We start from the raw sequence: 22,963 nt of genomic DNA, 5'->3' as shown, positions 1-22,963 counted from the left end.
GAGGATTAGGGATTGAGAAACTTTTTCCTAGTCCCCAGTCCCGAATACCCAATACCCTGTTATACTCGCCCTTGCAAAAGTTGCCCAGAAGCATTAAGTCTAATTTGGGGCAAAATCCGTAAATGTCCCCATGTGAACTCTAAACGATCGCGAATACACTCTTCACTTAAGTATGTGAGCAGAGTGTAAAAAATTGAAAGGTAGACTTATTAGCCGCAGTCATCGCAAAACCTGGATGCTCGCATGGTTACTAATTGTGGGAGTAAATGGAGTTGCACAAAAAGCATTAGCACAAGAATACATCAATCCAGAAACCACTCAGGAAATAGGAGTTCAGGGCGATAATATTATTCCCTCATCCTCCTCCATTTCCCCAGAAGAACCGATGGCCCAAGTTACATCGGTATCTCAACTCAAGGATATACAACCCAACGATTGGGCATTCCAAGCCTTACAGTCTTTGGTGGAACGCTATGGTTGTATAGCCGGCTATCCAGATAGCAGCTATCGCGGTAATCGCGCCTTAACTCGGTATGAATTTGCTGCGGGTGTAAACGCTTGTTTAGATAGAGTCAACGAATTAATCACTACAGCCACCAACGATTTAGTCACTCGCGAAGATTTAGCAATATTACAAAAATTACAGTCAGAATTTGCCCCTGAATTAGCAACTTTGCGGAGTCGTGTTGATAATTTAGAAGCCAAAACTGCTGAAATTGAAGCCAACCAATTCTCAACAACAACTAAACTCAGTGGATTACTGATAGTTGGTATTCAAGGACGAACTAACAATCGTGGTGATGTTAATCCTAGAGATGGACAAAAGGATACAGATGATGCAGGGACAAATATTAATGTTATTTCCCTGGCGCAGCTGTATTTAACTAGTCAAATCACTCCCAGTAGTTACTTGTTTACAGGTCTTTTAGATGGTAACGGAACAACTGCGCCTAGATTTACCAATAGTGTTTCTCGGAATGATGTTTTACTTGGCTACGAATTTCCTACAGATAGCTTAATTGTAAGTGACCTAAATTTTCATTGGCTGGTGACAAATAAATTAGCAGTAATGGTAGGAACAGAAGGCGTAAGTATGCCAGCTGCTTTCCGAGGCCCCAATCGGGTAGAAAGCGCTGCAACAGGGCCATTATCTTATTTTGCCCAAAGAAACCCAATTTTAAATATGGGATATGGTCACGGCGGTATAGCTATTGATTGGCAATTTGCTAAACGCGCTAGTTTGCAGGCAATTTATACTAGTTATCAACCAGGAAATCCCGGTAAAGGTAGCGGTTTATTTGATGGAACCACCACTACAGGTGTGCAATTACTGCTGACACCAACTGATACTCTAGATTTAAGTTTATATTACGTTAACAATTACGCTTCCGATGGTTGTTTGCTAACCTTTGTTGGTGATGAATGCTTAACTACAGTTAATACCACTACCGGAAAATCAGCACCGCTACAAACTAACGCCGTGGGTGCAACTCTTACTTGGCAAATTTCTCCCCGCATTAGCGCAGGTGCGTGGGGTGGTTATACTAAATCTTATATTCCTGGGCAGTCGGGAAGTGTAGAAACAACAAATTATATGCTGTTTCTGAATTTCCCTGATTTATTGAAGAAAGGAAATTTAGGAGGAATTTATGTTGGTCAACCTCCTAAAATCACTCGTAGTGACTTACCTGTAGGAAATAATGTCCCTGATTTTATCAATACAGGCTTAGGACGAGCAGGTGGACAACCAGGCACGACCACTCAAATTGAGGCATTTTATCGTATTCAGTTAACAGATAATATTAGCATTACACCAGGAATAATTCATCTTATCCAGCCTGGTAACACACCAGATAGTGACTCAGTTACTATCGGCATTCTGCGGAGTACTTTTAGTTTTTAATCCTGCTTGCAAATCAATATTATATAATTTAAGTCTTGATAGCACTTAAATTAAAAATTCAATTGGTCTTAATCAATTATTAAATATATCTTTTTTAATGCTATATACCTAATTTTCAAGAGATACAAAAAAGCGTTTGATTCACCGCCAAATCTCGATATCAATCCAGTATATAACAACATCTCAAATTAATTTATTCACGATTATATTCATCAGACATCTTCCTATAGGTTGTTTGCAAATATGCTGAAACTTGATAAATTCAGCTTTGATATGACCAAATATGTAATAATAGAAAATTAATCTGCCATAAGCTATAATTTTTATCAGTATCTTTACAGCTATAAGGAATAATTTTTGCACTTGCTAATGCCTAGCAAATACTGTTTATAATTGGACTTTTGTGGGTAATACTAGACAAAAATTACTGACGAAAAAGTTCATCATGAACCTAAGTATAGTTGATGATAAATTGCAGATAGAATTTACGTTTAAAGAGCAACTGCTAGCTGTTCGTTTGAATAAGCTTTGGCAAATATCACTAGCTCATATTGAACGAGTTACAACAGCCGAACCCCAAAGTAATTGGCGAGAATTGCGCGCCCCTGGTAGTTTTATTCCTGGAGTGATTAAAGCTGGAACTTATTACACTAACCGAGGTAAAGAGTTTTGGTATGTGAATCGAGAAACAAATTATTTAACCATTGAATTGCGAGATGAATCTTACAAGCGGATTATCTTAACTATTGATAACAATGAGTCTTGGCAACAAAGACTTGTTCAGATCATTGCTGTATAGTTAGTCAAGTAAAATCAGTCCCACAAGATTAAGTTGTGCGGTATTGCTTATTAGTGTCAACATAAGCCATATGGGTGAAATTCTTGTTTTCACCTAACAATCGCCTGGAAATGCTGGCTGCATTGTTTGTACCGCGAGTAAGAGAGGCGGCAGCCCTCTTAATAAGTATTCCCAGTCGGGAACTGGGAACAAGTCAATGTTGCAAAGCTTTGTCTAATTAGGCTTCTACCTTATTTGGTGTTTTGTGTATTAACCACCGGCGACAGCTGGGACAATACTTACTTCATCGCCATCTTTAAGTGTTGTATTAATACCATCTAAATGGCGAATATCTTCGCTATCAACGTAAAAATTTACAAATCGACGTAGCTTGCCTTCTTCATCGCACAACCGGGATTTAATACCAGGAAAGCTTTGTTCTAAGGAGTCCAACAATTCAGCAATGGTGCTACCGTTGGATTCTAGACTAGCTTGATTATTAGTCAAATTCTGAAGAGTTGTAGGAACTAAAACTGTTACAGCCATACTAAGTACAAAGTGAAGAGTTAAAAGTGAAAAATACAATTTAAGAGTTAGGAGTTATGAATAAAAAACTCATAACTCATAACTCCTAACTAAACGAGGACTTGTTGCCATTCCAAGCGATCTAGAGTACGCGATCGCTCTAGCGCACGTTCAAAACTATCGAGTTTTGCATCAATAGTCAAGGGTTCACCAATGTAGCCTTGGATTGCTTCTTGGGTTTTCAAACCATTTCCTGTGATGTAAATCACGGTGGTTTCATCTGGATCGATTTTGCCAGCTTCTACCAGTTTTTTCAGCACGGCCACGGTTGTACCACCAGCCGTTTCTGTGAAGATGCCTTCGGTTTCTGCCAGCAACTTGATGCCATCAATAATTTCTGCATCATTGACTGATTCAATGTTACCACCAGTTTTCTGAGCTAGCTCCACAGCATAAATACCGTCTGCTGGATTGCCGATCGCTAGCGATTTCGCAATTGTATTCGGTTTAACTGGTTTAATAAAGTCGCGTCCTTCTTTGAAGGCTTGGGCAATGGGCGAACAACCTTCAGCTTGAGCGCCACTGAAACGGACGCTCTTATTTTCTACTAAACCAACTTCAACAAATTCTTGGAACCCTTTATAAATTTTTGTAAAGAGCGAACCAGATGCTAAAGGAGCAACAACACGATCGGGTAGTTCCCAGCCTAGTTGTTCTGCAACTTCAAAACCTAGTGTCTTAGAACCTTCAGAGTAATAAGGACGCAGATTAATGTTGACAAAACCCCAGCCATGTGTATTTGCAACTTCCGAACAAAGACGATTGACTTGATCGTAGTTGCCTTTGACGGTCATGAGGGTGGGACTGTAGATCAAGCTACCGAGAATTTTACCAGCTTCTAAATCTGCGGGGATGAACACACAGCAGTCTAAACCGGCATGAGCTGCGATCGCCGCTGTAGAATTTGCTAAATTACCAGTGCTAGCACAAGAAACAGTAGTGAAACCTAACTCCCGCGCTCTGGATAGAGCGACTGACACCACCCGATCCTTAAAACTCAGGGTGGGCATATTCACGGCATCATTTTTTATATAAAGCTTATTTAGACCCAGGCGACGGGCAAGACGGTGGGAACGAACCAAGGGAGTCATCCCCGTTCCCACATCTATAACATTGTCGGTTGCAACGGGCAAAAAGGGACGGTAGCGCCAAATTGAATTGGGCCCAGCTTGAATTGTTTCACGAGTGACAGTCAGACGTAGGGCACTGTAGTCATATTTGACTTCTAACGGGCCAAAACATAACTCACAAACATTACTGGCTTTGAGTTCGTATTCCGCACCACATTCTTTACACTTCAAGGATTGAAAGTAGGCAGTGCTGGTTTGGGTTGGGGTTTGGGTTTTGATTGCCTGAGTCATAAAACTAGCTTTCCCTGTTTGTCTGTCACTTGTCGCCTGATACTAACACGAGCAAAAATACCAGTCAAACATACCCGACATTTTTAGTCGGGTATGTTTGGTATTGATAGGAATGATTATTGTAAAATTTTAATACTAGTAATCTCTATTTTTAGTATTTATACGTATATTGTTAATGTTATGAAAAAATAAAATAGCTTTTATTATTCAGCATTAACACTGGAAAGTGCTATGATTAAATCGCATTTTTTTATGACTAAATTGCATTTGTTGAAATTGCTATCCTATTTAAGCGAGCTAGATTGCCTAGTTAATTTTCAATTTTTTTGATCTAAATGACTTTCCAGGGCAGTATATATTTCTGATAATAAAGACTCAAAAACATTTATATATATAAGTTTTAGTGTGTTTAGCATCTGAATCAACCCACTCAAATTGCTATGTGTGTTGCCACAATAAAGTTAATTTTTCAGCTTTGATTCACTCATTGATAGCTATAGAAATTACTTATTTATACGGAAGATTTTTTTTGCTTTAAAAGCTACATTGCTATTTACATCTCTAACTAAGCAAAATACAGTAATAAATTACACATATTTGCGATTGCCAGCTTTGATTCTCAAGGGTAAGCGTAAAACCACTATAGGACTCATATTTGATTGGGTGAAAAAACTCAGTACACTTTTATTCCTTTTTACCTGTTCCCTGTTCCCTGTTCCCTGTCCCCTGTCTCTACGAGTGATTCAGGAATCCGATTTGATTCCTATAGACAAGTTATTTCTGGTTATTGTCTCAATATAATTTCCCAGGAGTGTCAATAATTTAACTCCTTAAATATGTATTCCCAAAACTTCAACGTTTTGGGCAGCCATAATCGGTAATTCCTTAAAGGGAATTGCCGAACCTTATCCTGTCTCAAAATCCGAGATACAAGTTCAGCAAACAAACTACTTATATGGTAAATAGAAATCAATCCGTAAATAAGCAGCGTCAACTTTACCAATTTCTAGTAGCAACAGCATTATTAACTGGTAGCCTTTTTCAATTTCTCGCACCCGTATTAGCTGACGGAACGACTGCGGGTACATCTATTAGTAACACTGCAACAGCAACCTACGAAGATCCCAACAGTCCAGGGACAACTATAAATGCCACTTCTAACACTGTCGTTGTCACTGTAGCAGAGGTTGCTGGAATCACCGTTACAGGGTCTGGAGTTACAGATAACAATGGCGGAACTGTTGGAGTTGGCGACTTACTAACCTACACCTACACCTTGACCAATGTAGGTAATGACCCCCACCAAATTCCACATTCCCAACCAAGCGACAACAACTGGGCCGGGTACAGTTTCTGGCACATTACCAGGTGGTACAGCTAATAGCCTGCAATATAGCACCGATGGTGGTCTAAATTGGATAAACGTCCCTCAAGGTGGCGTAGACACACCTTCTGTTCCGGTTAACGGTACTGTGTTAGTACGTGTGCCAGTAACTGTACAAGCTGGCGCTCAAACCAATGATGTCATTACTGTTACTCTTGGTAATACTCCTGGTGATGCTCAAAACCAACTGCGGAGTCCTGATGGTGGTGACATATTTACTGTAGATAACCCCGATGGTAGTGCTGGTGAGGTATCTGGCACACCAGTTAATGGTACGCGGGAAGCTAGCGCTACCGAGCAAATTAAGGTTGGTTTAACGGTGAAGACCTATGCTTTAGCCACCATTCTCAAGACTCGCAGTGGCTATAACAATGCTGGCACAACTGCAATTACAGATGATAAATTGACCTACGATTTGAGTTTGCGAGTTGAGTCCAACGATCCCACAGGACAGGGAATTACACCAGCAGCTTTGACGGGTACAAGCATCAATGTTAATGGTGTTGCTGGCACTTATATCTTGGTTTCTGATGCGATTCCTGCGGGTACAGATTTAGCAGTAGCACCAACTGCACCTCCTGGTTGGCAAACAGTTTATACAACTACCGCAGTTGGAACTAATGCTAATACAGCTAGTTGGACTACGACAGCACCACCCTTGGCCTCAGTCACTCGCGTTGGTTTTATCAATAATCCAGCGACTATTACTTCCATCGCTCCTGGGACAACAGTGAATGGCTTCTCGATTCAGCTAGCCGTTGAATCAACTGCAACTTCACCCTTAATCGTCGCTAATATCGCTCAATTGTTTGGTCAAACACCCAGTAGCAATTTCCCAGTATACGACGAATCTGGCGACCAAAACCCTAGCAACTATGACGGTTCCCCAGGTAGTATGACACCTCCTACGGGTACAGATACCAATGGTGATGGTATTCCCGATACTTTACCGTCTGGCAACGTTGATGATGGCTATATTAATACTCCAGCATCTCCAGAAACTGGAACTGACACGGGTAATAACAACAGCGGTACTGGTACAGGCGGTGAGGCGAACGTCTTCACAGTGCAAGCGCCTATTGCTTCAGCGTTACTCAACGGGCCGCAAAATGCCCCAGATGCTACTGGGCCATCAGGTGGAACCAACGATGATTTCACTAACAAATCTTCTCTCGTTCCTGCTGGTACAGCACCAGGCAGTACACTTGACCCACAATCAGTTGGCTTCACCAACACTATTAAGAATAGTGGTACTGATGCAGGTGTCTTGAAGATAGAGCCGACGCCACCAACAATTCCAGGAGATTTACCAAATAATACAAAGGTGACTATTACCTATAATAGTCAGTCTGCTGTCTATACCTACAATAATGGAGTTTTCAGCACAACTGGTACAGTAATTACAATCCCCAACGTTGCTCCTGGTGCAAGTATCAACTATGGTGTGGAAGTTGATTTACCTCCAGGCACGCAGTTATCTACTGATATTAGTAAAGGCTTCCCAGTACCCATAATTGCTTCGATTGACAACTATACGACAGATACCAACGGTGATGGAATTAAGGATACTGGCAACGATAATACCTTTGATTCATCCAACATCACTATCGATCGCGTCTACACTGGTTTCCTGAAACTGCTGAAAATGTCACGAGTCTTACAAGGTACTGGGCCTGTAGTCCAGGGGAATGATAGCACATTCAGTATCGATCCGAAGAAGCCTTCACCAGGAAACATTATTGAGTACCAAATTCAATACACAAATATTTCCGATCCTCAATCTGGAACTGGGAATGTGATTTTGAATGCTAATAAAGTTGTGATTACTGAAGATGGTACGAAAAGCCCCAATAACTGGGCATTAGACAACGATGCTAGCGGTCAAATTGATACTAGCAACATTGTTGGTTCAGCTAAGGATTCCGGGAGTGCAACCATCCAATTTTTCAGCGGTAATCCAGCTACTAACTCTGGTATCGACCAAACTGGAACTACGGCAAACACTGATGTTGCTAAGTACATAGATACTGTCACTGGCACGATCGCACCGGGTATTCAAAGAACATTTACCTTCCAACGCAAGGTGAACTAATTCCTTGGGATTGGGGACTTTGAAGTTTGCACACTCTGGTACAGAAGAGTCTGCGAAGCATTTGACCCGATCCCAACCCCAAACAGCAAGCAAATAGGAGAGTGACTTTTTCTGAGCAAAAGCTGGGAAAGATAAGTCAACAATTCACATTCTGGAAGTTTTTTGAGGTGATTTATATGAAGCGTGTTTCTTTTGCAGGTTTAGGAGCATTTGCTCTCATTGCCACAGTTCCATTTATCGGTCAAATTCCGGGAATCGCAAATGTATGGCATTCAGAAAGTGCTGTTGCTCAGAATATCAAAACTCAAGGGCAAATTCAATTGCGCTTAGAAGCAGAAAAGCAAGTGGTGGCTCAGGATCGACAAGGTAAGCAAAGCCAAAAATGGGAACCTTTAAAAGGTCAAGTTGTGGTGCGACCAGGAGATGTATTGCGATATACCTTGATTGGCGAAAATCAGAGCGATCGCCCAGTGAAGAATTTGACTTTCAATCAACCTATTCCTAAAGGAATGGTCTACGTGCTTAATTCTACCAATGTCGCCAAAAATGCCAAAATAACTTACAGCATTGATGGTGGGCGTAGCTTCGTCGAAAATCCCACTGTTAAAGTTACTCTTCCTGGCGGCAAAGTGGAAACCAAACCAGCCCCAGCCATTGCTTACACTCATATTCGTTTCCAGATTCCGTCACTTGCTGCGAAAACAACAGTCAAGGCGACTTATCAAACCCAAGTGCGCTGATTAACACGCCGCCTTACTAACTCCCAAAAGAACCGCAATCAAAAATATTTTCAGATTTTTATCTGGAAACGAGATTTTTAAAGGATTTTAGCTTAACTGGATTTCCCCAAATAAATAAGTGCTTTTATTAACAACAAACTTGACATTTCAGAGGAGATGTGTTAAGTGAGCCGTCCTCAAAACCATAAGCAAATTACTTCTAGCGGTAGCTGGTGGCGACGGTTAACAGCTACTGTTCTTCTGGGAAGTTTTTTGCATACTACTATATCTATGCCAGCGATCGCGCAACAGACTAACAATCTGGTTGCGTCTTTGCCATTAATAAATCAAGCTACTTATACTTATACAGATTCTGCTAGCAATTATCAATATCAAGGAAGTTCTGAGCAAATTAATGTTAGTCCTATCCCCTTACTCGATCCATTAGGACGGATTTTAGGTTGCGCTGGGACAATTTTACCTGACTATACAGGTTTTTCAGTTGGGGTATACGAACCTAACTCTAGCGACCCAACGGGGACAGAATTGAGCAACTTAGTTTCTCTGACTAGAACAGAGTTACCAGATATTCCCAATAACAACGTTCCTGGTGGTAAATCTCCAAATACTGAGAATAGTAATCCCTACTTCGTTACGAATAACCCTGCGGGTGTCTACAATTTCCTACTCGATCCGAATAAAGGTCAAACCGCTCCAGGTAGAACCTACATTTTTGTAGTTAATCCACCACCAAATTCTATCTATAAACAGCGACGGGTCAAGATTGAAATCCTTGCTAACACTGGAACACAAGGTAATGGTGTTGTGCGATATGTGGCCAGTTCTCTAGATGGTCAACCAATCAGTCTTACAGGTGAAACCAGAGTAGAGCAAACAGTGGTTTTAGTTCCCAATGCAGAAACGGTGGGACTGGATTTATTAGCCTTTGAATTCACTACAAATTTGTGTCAAGCCAATCAGTTACAGATTATTAAAACAGGCGATCGCGCTACTGCTGAACCTGGAGATACGGTAATCTATCGCCTGTCAGTAAAAAATCTTGCTGATGCTGGTTTGAATAATATATTTGTCACCGACAACCTACCTTTAGGATTTCAATTCTTGCCGAAATCGGTGCGGGGAGAGTTGGACGGTCAACCAGTTGCGATCGCTTCAGAACGCAATGGTAACACAGTGACATTCCGCACAGACGTAACAATTTCCCCAGAGAAAGTCTTGAATATTGCCTACGCTGCTCAATTAACAGCTGATGCGCTGCGTGGTACTGGTCGCAACAGTGCGATCGTTAATGGTCAACGAACTGATAACCGTTTTAGTACTAAGGATGGTCCAGCAACCCACCAATTAAAAATTCGTCCAGGAATCGTTTCTGACTGTGGCACGATTATCGGTCGGGTGTTTGTTGATAAAAACTTTGACGGAGAACAACAGCGTGGTGAACCTGGAGTAGCCAATGCAGTGATTTTTCTGGAGGACGGAAACCGCATCACTACAGATCCTAATGGTTTGTTCTCCCTAGCTAACGTCTTACCTGGATACCACACAGGTGTACTAGACCTTAGCAGTGTAGCGGGTTACACCCTAGCTCATAACGAAAAATTCCGCGAACGAAATAGCCAATCTCGCTTGGTGCATTTAGAGCCTAGTGGCTTAGTACGCATGAACTTCGCTGTCACCCCAACATTTCAGGAGTCAGTCAAGAAATGAAAATCAGACTGCACTGTATAACTACATTTAACCTGAGATTGATGGGGGCGATGCCAGTAGTAGCTCTCAGTCTTATTTTATACCCTGTAATAGTCAAAGCAGAAATCACTAGTGAAAACCTCATTTTGCCTGATTCCCATTTGCAAGCAGAAAAGAGTGTCGAAGATCCTGACTTTTCAGCGCATCTGGAAAACCTCTCTTCTTCTAAAGGAGAAGCTTTAAATTCTCTACCTCTCGAATTTACCTCAACTTCTTCAGCATCGGCTGCTGATACTTCAATTCCCAATGTCCAGCCGAGTGAAACGGAAATACTACCATTTCAACCAGCAACTTCTGTAGGTTTGCCTAGAGAATTACGCAAAATTGCAGAAGTACAGGACGCGGGGACAAAGGGACAAGGAGTAAATGAAAATCTTCCTGTGTCCCCTACTGTCCCTATCTCTACAGCAATTAAAATCCTGACTCCGACGGCTGACAGTGTTGTAGACGTACAAGCAAGCACGGTGATTGTACAGTTTCCCGCTGGGAGTCAAGTGGAATTGCGGGTAAATGGCGCGTTGGTAGACCCTTCTTTAGTGGGACGGACGGAAACTGATGCTACCACCAATTTAGTAACGCAGACATGGTATGGTGTCTCGTTAAAAGAAGGTACAAACACCATTTCTGCACAGGTTGTTGGAGGAACAGAACCCCCTGTAACAGTGCAAGTTGCAGTGCGAGGAGCGCCGAAGCAATTAACTTTAGAAACAGTTGAGTCTCGTATCCCAGCGGATGGGCGTTCTACGGCGACAATTCGGGGTCAACTCCTTGATGCAACTGGCAATCGCTCGAATCGTGATGCTATTGTCACCTTTATACCTACTGCTGGGGAGTTGGTTGGGAAAGACTTCAAACCCGATGAACCGGGATTTCAAGTGGAGGCGAAAGCGGGGCAATTTACAGCGACGTTGCGATCGCAGCTAAAAGCGGAAACTGTGACAATTCGGGCGATCGCAAATGATTTAGAAGCCTTCACCCAACTGCAATTTGAAACGGCACTGCGTCCGAGTTTAGTTACTGGGGTAATTGATTTACGATTGGGGGCTAGAGGTACAAATTATTACGGCAGTTTCCGTGATTTCCTCCCTCCTGACAAAAACAACGGAACGCAATTAGATTTCCATTCAGCGATATTTGCCACTGGTGCGATCGGAGAATGGTTGTTTACAGGCGCATACAACAGTTCTCGTAACCTCAATGAAGATTGCAACTGCGATAATCGCCTGTTTAGAACTTATCAATTCAGCGAGCAAAACTATCCTGTCTACGGCGATAGCTCGAAAGTTGATGTAGTTGCTCCTTCCATTGATAGTGTATTTTTGCGTTTTGAGCGTTCAGCTCGTACTCCTGGCGCCGATCCTGATTATGCGATGTGGGGTGACTATAACACAGAAGAATTTGCGCGGCGATCGCAGCAATTTACTTCTATCACCCGTCAACTCCACGGTTTTAAAGCTAATTACAACTTAGGAAACCTCCAAATTACAGGTTTCTATGGCGACCACTTAGAAGGGTTTCAACGGGATACGATTGCTCCTGATGGTACTAGTGGTTATTACTTCCTTTCTCGCAGACTACTACAAGCCGGTAGTGAAAATGTCTTTATCGAGTTAGAAGAACTCAATCGTCCTGGGACTGTATTAGAACGCAAACAGCTCAACCGAGGCCCAGACTACGAAATCGACTACGATCGCGGTACTTTATTATTCCGCGAACCGATTCTTCGTACCGATATCGATCGAACCGGACAAGTATTGGTGCGTCGGATTGTTGTTAGCTATCAATATGACACTGAAGACTCTGACGGGAACATCTATGCTGGTCGTTTGCAATATAATCTTTCCCGCAAACTTAATTCCGAAAGTTGGATAGGAGCAACTTACATTCAAGAAAATCACGGAGTGCGCAACTTTCAACTCTACGGTGCAGATGCACTGATTGCTTTGGGTGACAACGGTAGGTTAATCGCAGAATATGCCCATTCCACGAATGATTCTGATGTCGTGGGAAAAGTTAGAGGTGATGCTTACCGTTTAGAAGCTGAAGGAAAGATTGCTAATGGAGTTCAAGGTCGTGCTTATTATCGCTTTGCTGATACAGGTTTTGCCAATAATGCCACTATCAGCTTTGTCCCAGGACAAACCCGTTATGGAGCGCAGGTTACAGCTAAAGTCACCTCAACTACCAACGTCAGAGCGCAATACGACCACGAAGACAATTTTGGGATTGCTCCCCAACCTTTAGACACTTTTGAAGAACTGTTTGCACCGCGTTATGAGGCGATACCTGGTAGTAAGGTTGATAATTCACTGACGACGATTTCTGCTGGAATTCAACAACGCTTGGGTAGCGCCACTATCGATCTGGATTGGATTCACCGTCGTCTGGAAGACCGTATCCCCGACAGTACCCTAAGTAGTAATTCCGATCAACTGCGATCGCGTTTTTCAGTTCCTCTAGCTAAAAACCTGACTTTCCAAGCCCAAAATGAACTGAGCTTATCTTCCCAAAAAAATGCTATTTACCCAGACCGTACCATTTTGGGGTTGAATTGGGCAGTAATTCCTGGTGTCAACGTCAGTTTAGCCCAACAGTATTACAGTAGCGGTCAATATTCGGGTAATTCCATCACCAGCTTGAGTGTCAACGGCGAACACAAACTCGGTTCGGATACTACCTTAACTGGTCGTTACTCAATTTTGGGTGGCGCTAACGAAATGACTACTCAAGGAGCAATTGGTATAAATAACCGTTGGACTATTGCTTCGGGATTGCGGCTGAACGTTGCTTACGAACACGTATTTGGCAACTTCTTCGGACGCACTTTAGCGGGTCAACAATATGCTCAACCCTACGCCTTTGGTCAAGCTGCATCTGCGATCGGATTTGATGGTGGCGATAGCTACAGTGTGGGGCTGGAATACAGTGATAATCCGCAGTTTCAAGCCAGCGCTCGTTACGAACATCGTTCTTCTTCTGGAGGTAGTAATACAGTAATTACCGTAGGTGCTGCGGGTAAAATTTCTCCGGCTCTCACAGCTTTGGTACGTTATCAACAAGCTGGTTCTTCCAATCAAAAGCTTTCAGGATTGGGAGATACTGCTAACCTCAAGCTGGGTTTAGCCTACCGCGATCCCAATAGCGATAAATTTAATGCTTTATTGCGTTATGAATATCGCAAAAATCCATCAACCATCCCTGACACCATTCTCTTAGATAGTGGTACGGGTTCCGAAGACCATACATTTGCTTTAGAGGCGATTTACGCTCCTAACTGGCAATGGGAATTCTACGGTAAGTATGCTCTACGTAACAGTACATCTTACATAGCTAACGATTTAGCGGGTACTAGCACAGCTAATCTGGCCCAAGTACGCGCTACCTATCGTTTGGGATATAGCTGGGATTTGGTGGGTGAAGCTCGTGTAATTAGTCAGTCTAGCTATAGTGAGACAGGCTTTGTTCTTGAAACAGGCTACTACCTCACGCCTAACCTGCGTGTTTCGGCTGGTTACGTCTTTGGTAAAGTTGATGACCGAGATTTCTCAGGAACACGTTCTGCGGGAGGCGCGTATTTAGGCTTTACGGTTAAGCTCAACGAATTGTTTGAAGGCTTTGGACAACAAAAACCTATAGCACGTCAGCCAAAGGAATCAGCGATGAAAACTTTGATCGGTAAACTCAAGGCCGCAATCAGGGGGATGCCAAAACGTGAAATATAAAAGGGTTATTTGATGTAGAGATGTTCATTGCAACCTCTATCTCTATATACGAATTTAACCTTTCCCTGTGGGAATACTATAGGAATCCGGTTTGATTCGGAGAATTTACTTGTGTGGTGCGCATTCGCAAAGCGTCTCGCAGAGAAGCGCAGCGCAAGCGCGATAGGCAGGGAATAGGGAACAGGAAAGAAAGCTTTCTAAGGTGTACTGAGTTTTTTCACCCAATCAAATATGAGTCCTATATTGTCGTAAGATTTTTGATTTGCTTTGAATCTAGTGCAAAAACGTTTCAATTTTCATGTTGGTATTTGTATATTTATAAACTCAATATCATTGCTTACATATTATGTATTTTTATTGGAAATAAATGATGAAATATTTACTTAAGAAATTCAGAGCGATCGCCACAGTAAATATCGATAAAAATGATAAATTTTTTCTGACTGTGGACAATCCAGTTCAAAAAAATATGGGAAAGCGATTAACAATTAGCCGTCAAAAACTATGGCTCAGTAGCGTGGGATTTTTTTTATGTATTTTCGGCAATAGTATCCAACCTAGCTTGGCTGAAGGCAGCAAAGAGTTAATTTCTGATGGCGGATACAGACCTTACCTGGAATGGTCAGATTTATTACTGGCAGGTATTGTTCGGAAAACCATACTCAAAGTTTATGTTCAGCAAGGAGAAACAGTTAATCTTGGCTCTAGTGTGAATACTAGTTTCTCAAACCCACAAGATATTGTTTATCGCAGTCCCTTTGGTGGTCAAAATGGCTCTTGTGATGTTTTGAATACTGGTTTTGGTTTTATTGACACCGTAACCAAAGAAACGGCTGGCCCTTTACCTAATGCTGGTGGCTATACCCCTTGTAGTTTCGTGGCTACAGAAACAGGTATTTACGAAGTTGAATTTCATTCTCCGAATACAGCTGGTGCAAGCAATCCGCCGCCAACAGTTGCAACGGCTGCATTTCCTACAGGTAATAATCAATTTTCAGGAGTGGCGGCTTGGGATATCACAGTTCGAGATAGTAACGGTGTTGCCAAAAAAGGGCGAGTATTTACTAACTATATTGCTATGAATATGGGGGCAAATGCCAGTAGTGGTACTCCTGTAGCACTCAACTCTAAGCTTTATATTCAAACCAAAGATGGATATCGTTACGAAACTGACATGAATGGAGTCGATCCTTTTGGCTTCATCTTTTTTGCTAATAACCGGGGATATATTGACACAACAAATAGCAGCACTCTTTACCATTCTGCTGGCGGTGCTAGTAATAATAGTTTGATCTTTCCAGGCAATGTGCAAGTTCAAAATCCAAATGTTTCTGATACGACAACAGACATTACCCACCTAGTTTTCTTCAATCGGCCAGACACCGCAACCCTTAATTCTTTGAGTATTCCTATTGCAGCAACGATTCCCACAGTACCGACTTCGTTCAAATTCACTGGGGGTAATGGAGGTAGTGGGAACCAAACTTCTGTGGGTGTGGGAGGAAATTTTAGTTTCAATGCTGCCTCAACTGGTAGCTATCAAATAATTATTGACACCAATAATGATGGCATTTTTGACCCTAGTAGCGATAGAGTAATACAAAATGTGCTGTCTGTCGGCTCAAATGTGGTATTTTGGGATGGGAAGAATGCAAGTGGGGTAAATCTCCTACCTCGACCAGGAAATGCAGCATACAATGCCATAATCACAACACGATCGGGTGAATATCACTTTCCCATGTTGGATGCTGAAAATAATCCGCTGGGGTTTAAAATCACGATGGAAAACCCTCCGGCTGCTTTTCCTAACCTTGTAGATCAAAATGGCCAGCAAATTGGATCGACTACCATTTATTACAACGACAACAACTATACTACCGCTAATGGCACGGCGATTAACTTAAATGGTACGGGAGCTACTAACCCACGTAATGCTGCTAGAGGGATCAATAGTGTGTCAGGAGAGCATGAATTTAGTAGTAATTATGGTGACTTTAAGGGAATAGATACTTGGACATATTTCCCAAGTCAAGCAATCACTACTCCCTTGGTAATTACTACTAACACTCAAGCAAATGTCATAGGAACCAAATCTGTTCGCTTCCTTGCAGACAATGATAGTAGCGGAACTGTGACTGTAGGCGATCGCATCGAATATACCATTACTTATTCCAACCTAAATCCAGGTAATAGCGATGCAATTAACTTTGTTATTAACGATTTATTACCCTCACAATTAACCTTTGTGAGTGCAGCAATTACTGCTGCAACTTCAGGAAATAATATCATAATCAATCCCAGTTACAACGGTACTAGTGTTGTTGCTGTAACAAATTCTGGAACTCTGCGCGTAGGTGATACGATTACCATTAAAATTACTGCCACAATTAATAATGCCAATGGCGGTAATCCAATTAGTAATCAAGCAAATGCTACTTTTAACACACCTGATAATCCTACAGGAACTGTTGGTACAGTCTTTACAGATGCAGACTCTGCTGGCGCTACGAATAATCCACCGACTCTTGGTAATTCGTTCTTACAAATTACTGATAATGGTGTAAATATCGGTAATAATCCTGCCAGTACGGCAGATGATGACCCCACTTTATTTACAGTATTAAATACTGTTAGTTCTAACCCGAAATTACTATTAATTAAACGCATCACCCGCCTCAATAACCAAGATTTAACTGATATTGTGGATGGTCGCAGTGATGTTGCGACTAATGCCAGTAACTATGTACCAGAACCTTATGCTACTGATGATAGCGATCCTAAATGGCCTGTTGGCTACTTGCGAGGATTAATTAATGCTGGCACTGTCAAACCTGGAGATGAATTGGAATACACTATATATTTTCTTTCCAATGGTGTTGGTAATGCAACTAATGTGAAATTCTGTGACTTAGTTCCAACTAATGTTAATTTTATTCCTACTGCTTTTAATGGTATGACTCCTAGTGATGGTGGCTTACCAGCAGCAGATCGAGGAATTGCCTTAGCTATTGGTTCTACTACACCTACGCTTTATCTTACTAATGTAGGAGATAGCGATCGCGGGCATTTTTATATAGCTAACGAATCAGGCACACCATCATACTGCGGTACTAACACCAATGGAGCAGTAGTGGTCAATATTACAGTCCCCAGTTTTCCTAATTTACCTGCTGCGACTGGATCGGGTACACCAGCTAATTCTTATGGTTTTGTCCGCTTCCGCGCCAAGGTGAAATAGTTTTAATCACCGCTAACTAGTGTAATTAAGGGCATTAGGAGAGTTCCGGCTGTACGGGAAGAAGCGATCGCAGTTTTGTAAAAATATCTTTTGAATAATCCGAAAAACAATAACTTCAGTTTGGAGATTTAGCATATACCTACAAATAAGTCATAGGAAATATGAATCTAAAACTGAGATTTAAACCAGTTTCTCACAGTTGGGTTGCTTTACATCCAAAGCCTAAAGGAGTAATTCAATTTATTGCTGGGGCTTTCTTTGGTACATTTGGCCCTATGCTTTTTTATCGTTATCTGCTTCAATCTCTATTTGAGCAGGGATATACAATTATTCTTTTGCCGTTTAATTTTACTTTTAACCATTATCTAGAAGCTGGTTTTCTGATGAGAGAACAGTATGAAATTCTGCCAGAGCTTGTGAAAATGGCAAGTGTTGCAGGATATGATTATGAAGCCTATCTAGATGATAAAAACTTTTCTTGGATTGGACATAGCCTTGGCTGTAAATATATCTCGCTGTTAGAAGGATTTACTGCTTTACCTCCAGAGCCTCAAGATAGAGAGCAGTTTATTCGTAACCTGCTATCTAATACTTCCGATGAGTCAGAGATAGAAAGTGTGATTGCAGACATTAATCTTCTCTTTGATGAACTAACGCGAAAAACGGCTGAAGTTAAAAAATTAATTTACACTTATGTGTATAAGAATATCCAAATTAACAGTGTTTTTATTAAAGGACAGGTTTCTATCCTCTTAGCACCTGCTATTGCTGACACAGGGAGCGCAATTCGTCCTCAATTTTTAGCGGATATCATCGACAATCTTGGTTGGGGTGTGAAACCAACTGTTAAAGAAACTCAGTATTTAATCAAGGATAGTGGGCTATTTAATATTATGGGTTTAGTCTGTTTCAAATCAGACAATATTGCCAAATCAACCTGTGAATGGTTTACTAATATTTTGCAAAAGCCACCTCAAAATTTTCGGAAAACTGTAGCAGGTGGACATTTAAGACCTTTAGGTATTCAGCTAGCTAAGTATGTCGTTAATCTTTTTGATAAACCGTCAATTGAATCAGTTCCACAGCGAAACAAAGCATTTGAGCATAATGTAATTAAATTGCTTGAAGAACTCAAAGAAAAATCAAGATGATGGGCATTGGGCATGGGGAAGAGGAGGCAGGAGGCAGGAGGCAGAAGTTCTTTAATTTTGAATTTTGAATTTTGAATTTTGAATTGATTTCTCCCCTGCTCCCCTGCTCCCCTGCTTGCTAACCCTCTTTCATGACAATCCCAACTCTTCTGGAAAACCGAGCATGATGTTTAGGTTTTGGACTGCGGCTCCTGATGCGCCTTTACCCAGGTTGTCAAGACGAGCAACTAGCAAGACTTCTTTAGTGGTATCATTGGCAAATACAAAAACCTGAACAATATTGGTATTATTCAGTGCGATTGCATCTAGAAATGTTCCGTCTCTGAGCAGTGTAGAATCTTGGAATGGAGCAACTTGCACGAACTTTTCACTTTGGTAGTAGTCAGCGATCGCTTCATAGATAACCTTACCTGATGGTGGATTCTCTAAGGTTCCCAGTGGCAAAGGTACTTGTACTAACATCCCCTGCTCAAAATCGCCCACGGCTGGTACGAATAGTGGCGGCAATGCTAACCCTGAGTAATGTTGCATTTCCTTAACGTGCTTGTGCCCAAACTGCAAACCGTAGATGCCATAAGGGTAGAGTGACTCTGCCCCGGCTTGCTGTTCGTGGAAGCTATGATACTGTTTAATGAGATTCTTTCCGCCACCAGAGTAACCTGACACTGCATTAACGGTGATGGGAAAGTTACTGTTCAGGAGTCCTTTGGCAATCAATGGACGGATACAAGCTAAAAATCCTGTGGGATAACAGCCCGGATTACTGACAAATTGGGCGCTGGCGATTTTCTCTCGCTGTCCGGGATTTAGTTCGGGGAAACCATATACCCAGTCCTTAGCGGTGCGATGGGCAGTGCTAGCATCAAGAATCTTAACTGTATTACTACTGACTAAGCTAACAGCTTCACGGGCTGCATCATCAGGTAGGCAGAGAATGACAACATCAACGGCATTGATTAGTTTGGCTCGCTCAGTTGCATCTTTACGTTTAGATGCCTCAATGCTAACCAACTCGATATCGTCGCGTTGGTTGAGGCGTGAGTAAATTTGTAAGCCTGTGGTTCCCGATTCTCCATCAATGAAAATCTTCGGTTTAGTAGTCATAGCCTTCTGATTATATGGAAGTGATATTTGACAAAGTAAGAGTTATTTTAACGAGCAATTTTTGCATGAAATTAGCCTGCTTTCACCATCCACACCAAAAAGCTCAGAATTGGTTCGATAGGAGGAAGCGAATAATCCATTAAATCAATTGTGACTGTTTGTCCCTCTAGTTTCAGAAATCGCCATTGGGTTCCACTGCTTACAGTACCGTAAACTGCTGTTAAAGGTTGTTCTCTGGCTTGGTTGAATCGCTGTGCAGCTACCATTTCTGCAATGCATTGTCCCCAATCCAGATTTTAAATCTGATTTTTTTGCTTCAACAATGACAATTGCAGGTGCTTCCACTGTTAATTGTTCGGGCGAACGGCAAAGTAGGAAGTCACATACACCGTTAAGTCCAATACTCGGATCGACGTTAAACTCTTCCCCTGAAAATACGCTAATTGTAGAATTAAAGATGCGTCGCACTTCCAGTAATATAGGATTAATTATCGCCTCTGAACGAGCTTTTTCTGTATCTACTGCAATCGCCCACGGTAAATCTTCTAAAATACCTTGGAGTCTGAAACTTGGAGTAATGGGTTCAATTGAGTCTGGGAAAAAGCGAACTCCTTCTATAGTATTTAGATGAAAATCTTGTTTTACTCGGTCAATGTTGAATTGACTGTAGGGCATGATAAATCAATACTCCATCCATTTGTTGATTAGACCTCTTGCAAAAGTAACTTTTGCACTCTTGCGGTCAAAGGGGTTCATGTTAAAGGGGAAAGATTTTTTTATTCCTTTTCCCTTTCCCCCAAACCCAATTCCCTACAAATGCCAAGAAATCTATTGTAATAGATTGTTATTTTTTCCTTCGCCTTCCCCCTTTCAGGATCTAAATTTTCGCTTTAACTCGTTTTTGGCTCGGTTACTCCTCCCAAGCTAGAGTACGTTTCACTGCTTTTTGCCAAGTACCAAATTTGGACAAGGGAAAATCACTCTTCGGCTCAAACACACGCTCAATTTGCCGTTGTTTCACCAGTGCTTCATAGCTCTGCCAAAATCCTACAGCTAAACCTGCCGCAAATGCTGCACCCTGAACGGTGGTATCGCGCATTATTGGGCGTTCAACTGGAATACCCAACACATCAGCTTGAAATTGCATCAAAAAATTATTCTCACAAGCACCACCATCTACGGTTAATCGCCCAACTGGAGTACTACTAGATGCATTTATCGCTTGCACCACCTCCAGAACTTGATAAGCGATCGCTTCCAACACGGCGCGAACTAGATGCTCTGGTTGTACACTGGCGGTAATGCCGAAAAAAGCTCCCCTGGCACTCATATCCCAATAAGGTGCGCCCAGTCCACTAAATGCTGGCACAAAATAGACTCCGCCGCTATCTTTTACCTGATTGGCCATTGCTTCAGTTTCAGCAGCAGTTTTAATCAACTTCAGGCGATCGCGCAACCATTGAATACAAGCGCCACTAGTAAACATACTGCCTTCAAGGGCATAGCCGACATCTAAAGTATCCTTGGTATTTGCTTGTGTCCACGCCACTGTCGAAATGAGTTTATGGTGTGAGCGCACAATTCGATCGTCTGTGTGAGCTACTAAAAAGCTACCAGTACCGTAAGTGCATTTTACCAAACCGGGGCGATCGCAGCCATGACCAAATAAAGCCGCTTGCTGATCTCCCAAGATGGCAGTAATGGGAATTTCAGCACCCAACAAAGTTGCATCAGTGACTCCAAATACTCCTAAACTCGGCTGAATCTGGGGCAAAATATGGGCTGGAATTTGCAACAGATCCAATAAAATCTCATCCCACGTACAGGTTTTAAGATTCATCAACATTGTACGGCTGGCGTTGCTGTGGTCAGTAGCATGGACTTTTCCACCTGTGAGATTCCACAACACCCAGCTATCAATAGTACCTGCTAAGACATTGTTCAGGTCAATATCAGTAACATTGTCTAATAGCCATCTGAGCTTGGTAGCAGAAAAGTAGGCATCAATGATTAATCCGGTGCGATCGTAAATTTCATCAGCGTAGCCTTGCTCTTGTAACTGGTGGCAAAGGGGAGCAGTGCGGCGATCTTGCCAGACGATCGCTTTATGGAGTGGTTTACCAGTCGTTTTGTCCCAAATCATACAGGTTTCGCGCTGTACAGTTAGTCCCAAAGCTGCGATCGCTGATGGTACAATCTGGGCATTTGCAATTGCAGTTTGCATTACCCAACAGGTATCCTGCCAGATTTGTTGAGGGGTCATGTTCTAACCATCCTGGCTGAGGATAATACTGAGTTAATTCTTTATATGCCTGTCCAACAATCTTGCCGTCTGCGTTAAATACAAAGGCGCGATTGCCTGTCGTACCTAAATCCAGTGCTAAGATGTAGCCCGATGATAGAGTTTTTTTGCCAAGTGTGTGCATAGCCGCTTTTAATGTTGCGTAGGCGTAGCCCAACCTAGACATCGCGATTTTAGCAATACGCCTTCAATCACATATACATTATTTTGGGTACATTTTGAATTTCCTGTTTGGATAGCGTTACGTCTCTGTAAGTTTAAAAACGCTACAATTTTACGCAAGGGACTTCCAAATAAAAAAATATACAACTTTTCTTGTGGGGTGGACATCTTGTCCGCCCCTGTCAACGGGCGCTCGTGTCGCCCACCCCACAAGAGTGGATAATTTATTTCTTGGAAGTCCCCAAAGTTGTACTTAGCACAATAGGTATTGATGTCCGCCTCAAATCCCAAACCTTGACAACATTGCAAGACGCTGTGTATTGGAATTATGTGTAAGTAAGTATATCGGCACAGGAAATAATTATCAAAATGCTGCGTTCAAAGGAATATTACACACAAATTCATATAAGTTTTAGGATTAAATTTATGTGGCAATATACAAAGTGTCACTTTATTTAAATCTGATGACGATCCTCATGTTTTATAGTTTGCATATAAAAATTAATAGTAACTCAATACAATTCACCAAGATGTGAAAAATCATTATAAAAACACAAATCGCCATTTTCACAAAAGACTAATTCTTGTAGAGACGGCGATTCATCGCGTCTAATTATTGTCGATACGGCGATTTTCGCGTCTAATTATTGTCGATCCGGCGATTCATCGCGTCTAATTATTGTCGATACGGCGAT

11 protein-coding genes and 3 pseudogenes are annotated in these 22,963 nt (G+C 41.9%); 9 read left to right on the top strand and 5 right to left on the bottom strand.

All coding sequences use genetic code 11. The annotated features are described in order from the left end of the window. Positions 1-235 precede the first annotated feature (235 nt). Both NSTCB13_RS18610 and NSTCB13_RS18605 read left to right on the top strand, forming a co-directional pair. A complete protein-coding gene (locus NSTCB13_RS18610) occupies positions 236-1,903 on the top strand; it encodes an iron uptake porin (RefSeq protein ID WP_448270241.1) in 1,668 nt (555 codons plus the stop codon). 445 nt (positions 1,904-2,348) lie between these two features. Continuing rightward, positions 2,349-2,702, top strand: coding sequence for a hypothetical protein (locus NSTCB13_RS18605; protein WP_448273431.1), 354 nt, complete (start codon positions 2,349-2,351; stop codon positions 2,700-2,702). Between the two features lie 249 nt (positions 2,703-2,951). Here NSTCB13_RS18605 and NSTCB13_RS18600 read toward each other — a convergent pair whose 3' ends face one another. Then, positions 2,952-3,227, bottom strand: a complete 276-nt coding sequence (locus NSTCB13_RS18600) for a ubiquitin-like small modifier protein 1 (RefSeq protein ID WP_322692526.1) — start codon at positions 3,225-3,227, stop codon at positions 2,952-2,954. Between the two features lie 89 nt (positions 3,228-3,316). After that, a complete protein-coding gene (thrC, locus tag NSTCB13_RS18595) occupies positions 3,317-4,627 on the bottom strand; it encodes a threonine synthase (RefSeq protein ID WP_448273430.1) in 1,311 nt (436 codons plus the stop codon). Positions 4,628-5,582: 955 nt separating this feature from the next. Between thrC and NSTCB13_RS18590 the strand changes: the two are divergent. The 6 genes and pseudogenes from NSTCB13_RS18590 to NSTCB13_RS18565 all read left to right on the top strand — a co-directional run bounded on the left by NSTCB13_RS18590 (position 5,583) and on the right by NSTCB13_RS18565 (position 18,700). Further along, a pseudogene (locus tag NSTCB13_RS18590) lies at positions 5,583-8,103 on the top strand (beta strand repeat-containing protein). A 176-nt stretch (positions 8,104-8,279) separates the two neighbouring features. Beyond that, on the top strand, positions 8,280-8,843 hold the full coding sequence (locus NSTCB13_RS18585) for a hypothetical protein (protein WP_445631318.1): 564 nt from the start codon (positions 8,280-8,282) through the stop codon (positions 8,841-8,843). Positions 8,844-9,113: 270 nt separating this feature from the next. After that, positions 9,114-10,550 (top strand): hypothetical protein, encoded by a 1,437-nt coding sequence (locus tag NSTCB13_RS18580; protein ID WP_448274182.1) that lies wholly within the window; start codon positions 9,114-9,116, stop codon positions 10,548-10,550. Continuing rightward, positions 10,547-14,311 (top strand): TonB-dependent receptor, encoded by a 3,765-nt coding sequence (locus tag NSTCB13_RS18575; protein WP_448273429.1) that lies wholly within the window; start codon positions 10,547-10,549, stop codon positions 14,309-14,311. Before NSTCB13_RS18580 ends, NSTCB13_RS18575 begins: the two co-directional genes overlap by 4 nt. A 367-nt stretch (positions 14,312-14,678) precedes the next feature. After that, the gene (locus tag NSTCB13_RS18570) at positions 14,679-17,549 is read left to right on the top strand and encodes a hypothetical protein (RefSeq protein WP_448273428.1); all 2,871 of its coding nucleotides are present in this window, start codon (positions 14,679-14,681) and stop codon (positions 17,547-17,549) included. Positions 17,550-17,710: 161 nt separating this feature from the next. Further along, positions 17,711-18,700 (top strand): DUF1350 family protein, encoded by a 990-nt coding sequence (locus NSTCB13_RS18565; RefSeq protein ID WP_448273427.1) that lies wholly within the window; start codon positions 17,711-17,713, stop codon positions 18,698-18,700. 129 nt (positions 18,701-18,829) lie between these two features. On the opposite strand, the gene argC is transcribed toward NSTCB13_RS18565, so the two are convergent. The 3 genes and pseudogenes from argC to glpK all read right to left on the bottom strand — a co-directional run bounded on the left by argC (position 18,830) and on the right by glpK (position 22,230). Further along, complete coding sequence (gene argC / locus NSTCB13_RS18560) at positions 18,830-19,804, bottom strand: N-acetyl-gamma-glutamyl-phosphate reductase (protein ID WP_448273426.1); 975 nt, start codon at positions 19,802-19,804, stop codon at positions 18,830-18,832. 71 nt (positions 19,805-19,875) lie between these two features. Next, a pseudogene (locus NSTCB13_RS18555) lies at positions 19,876-20,479 on the bottom strand (hypothetical protein). A gap of 235 nt (positions 20,480-20,714) precedes the next feature. Continuing rightward, positions 20,715-22,230, bottom strand: a pseudogene (gene glpK, locus NSTCB13_RS18550) (glycerol kinase GlpK). A 233-nt stretch (positions 22,231-22,463) separates the two neighbouring features. Here glpK and NSTCB13_RS18545 point away from each other — a divergent pair. After that, positions 22,464-22,604 (top strand): hypothetical protein, encoded by a 141-nt coding sequence (locus NSTCB13_RS18545; protein ID WP_448267297.1) that lies wholly within the window; start codon positions 22,464-22,466, stop codon positions 22,602-22,604. Positions 22,605-22,963: the final 359 nt, after the last annotated feature.

It is taken from the genome of Nostoc sp. DSM 114160 (assembly GCF_053470305.1).
Note: the sequence above shows the minus strand (reverse complement) of the source record. Positions and strands in the feature narration are given on the sequence as shown.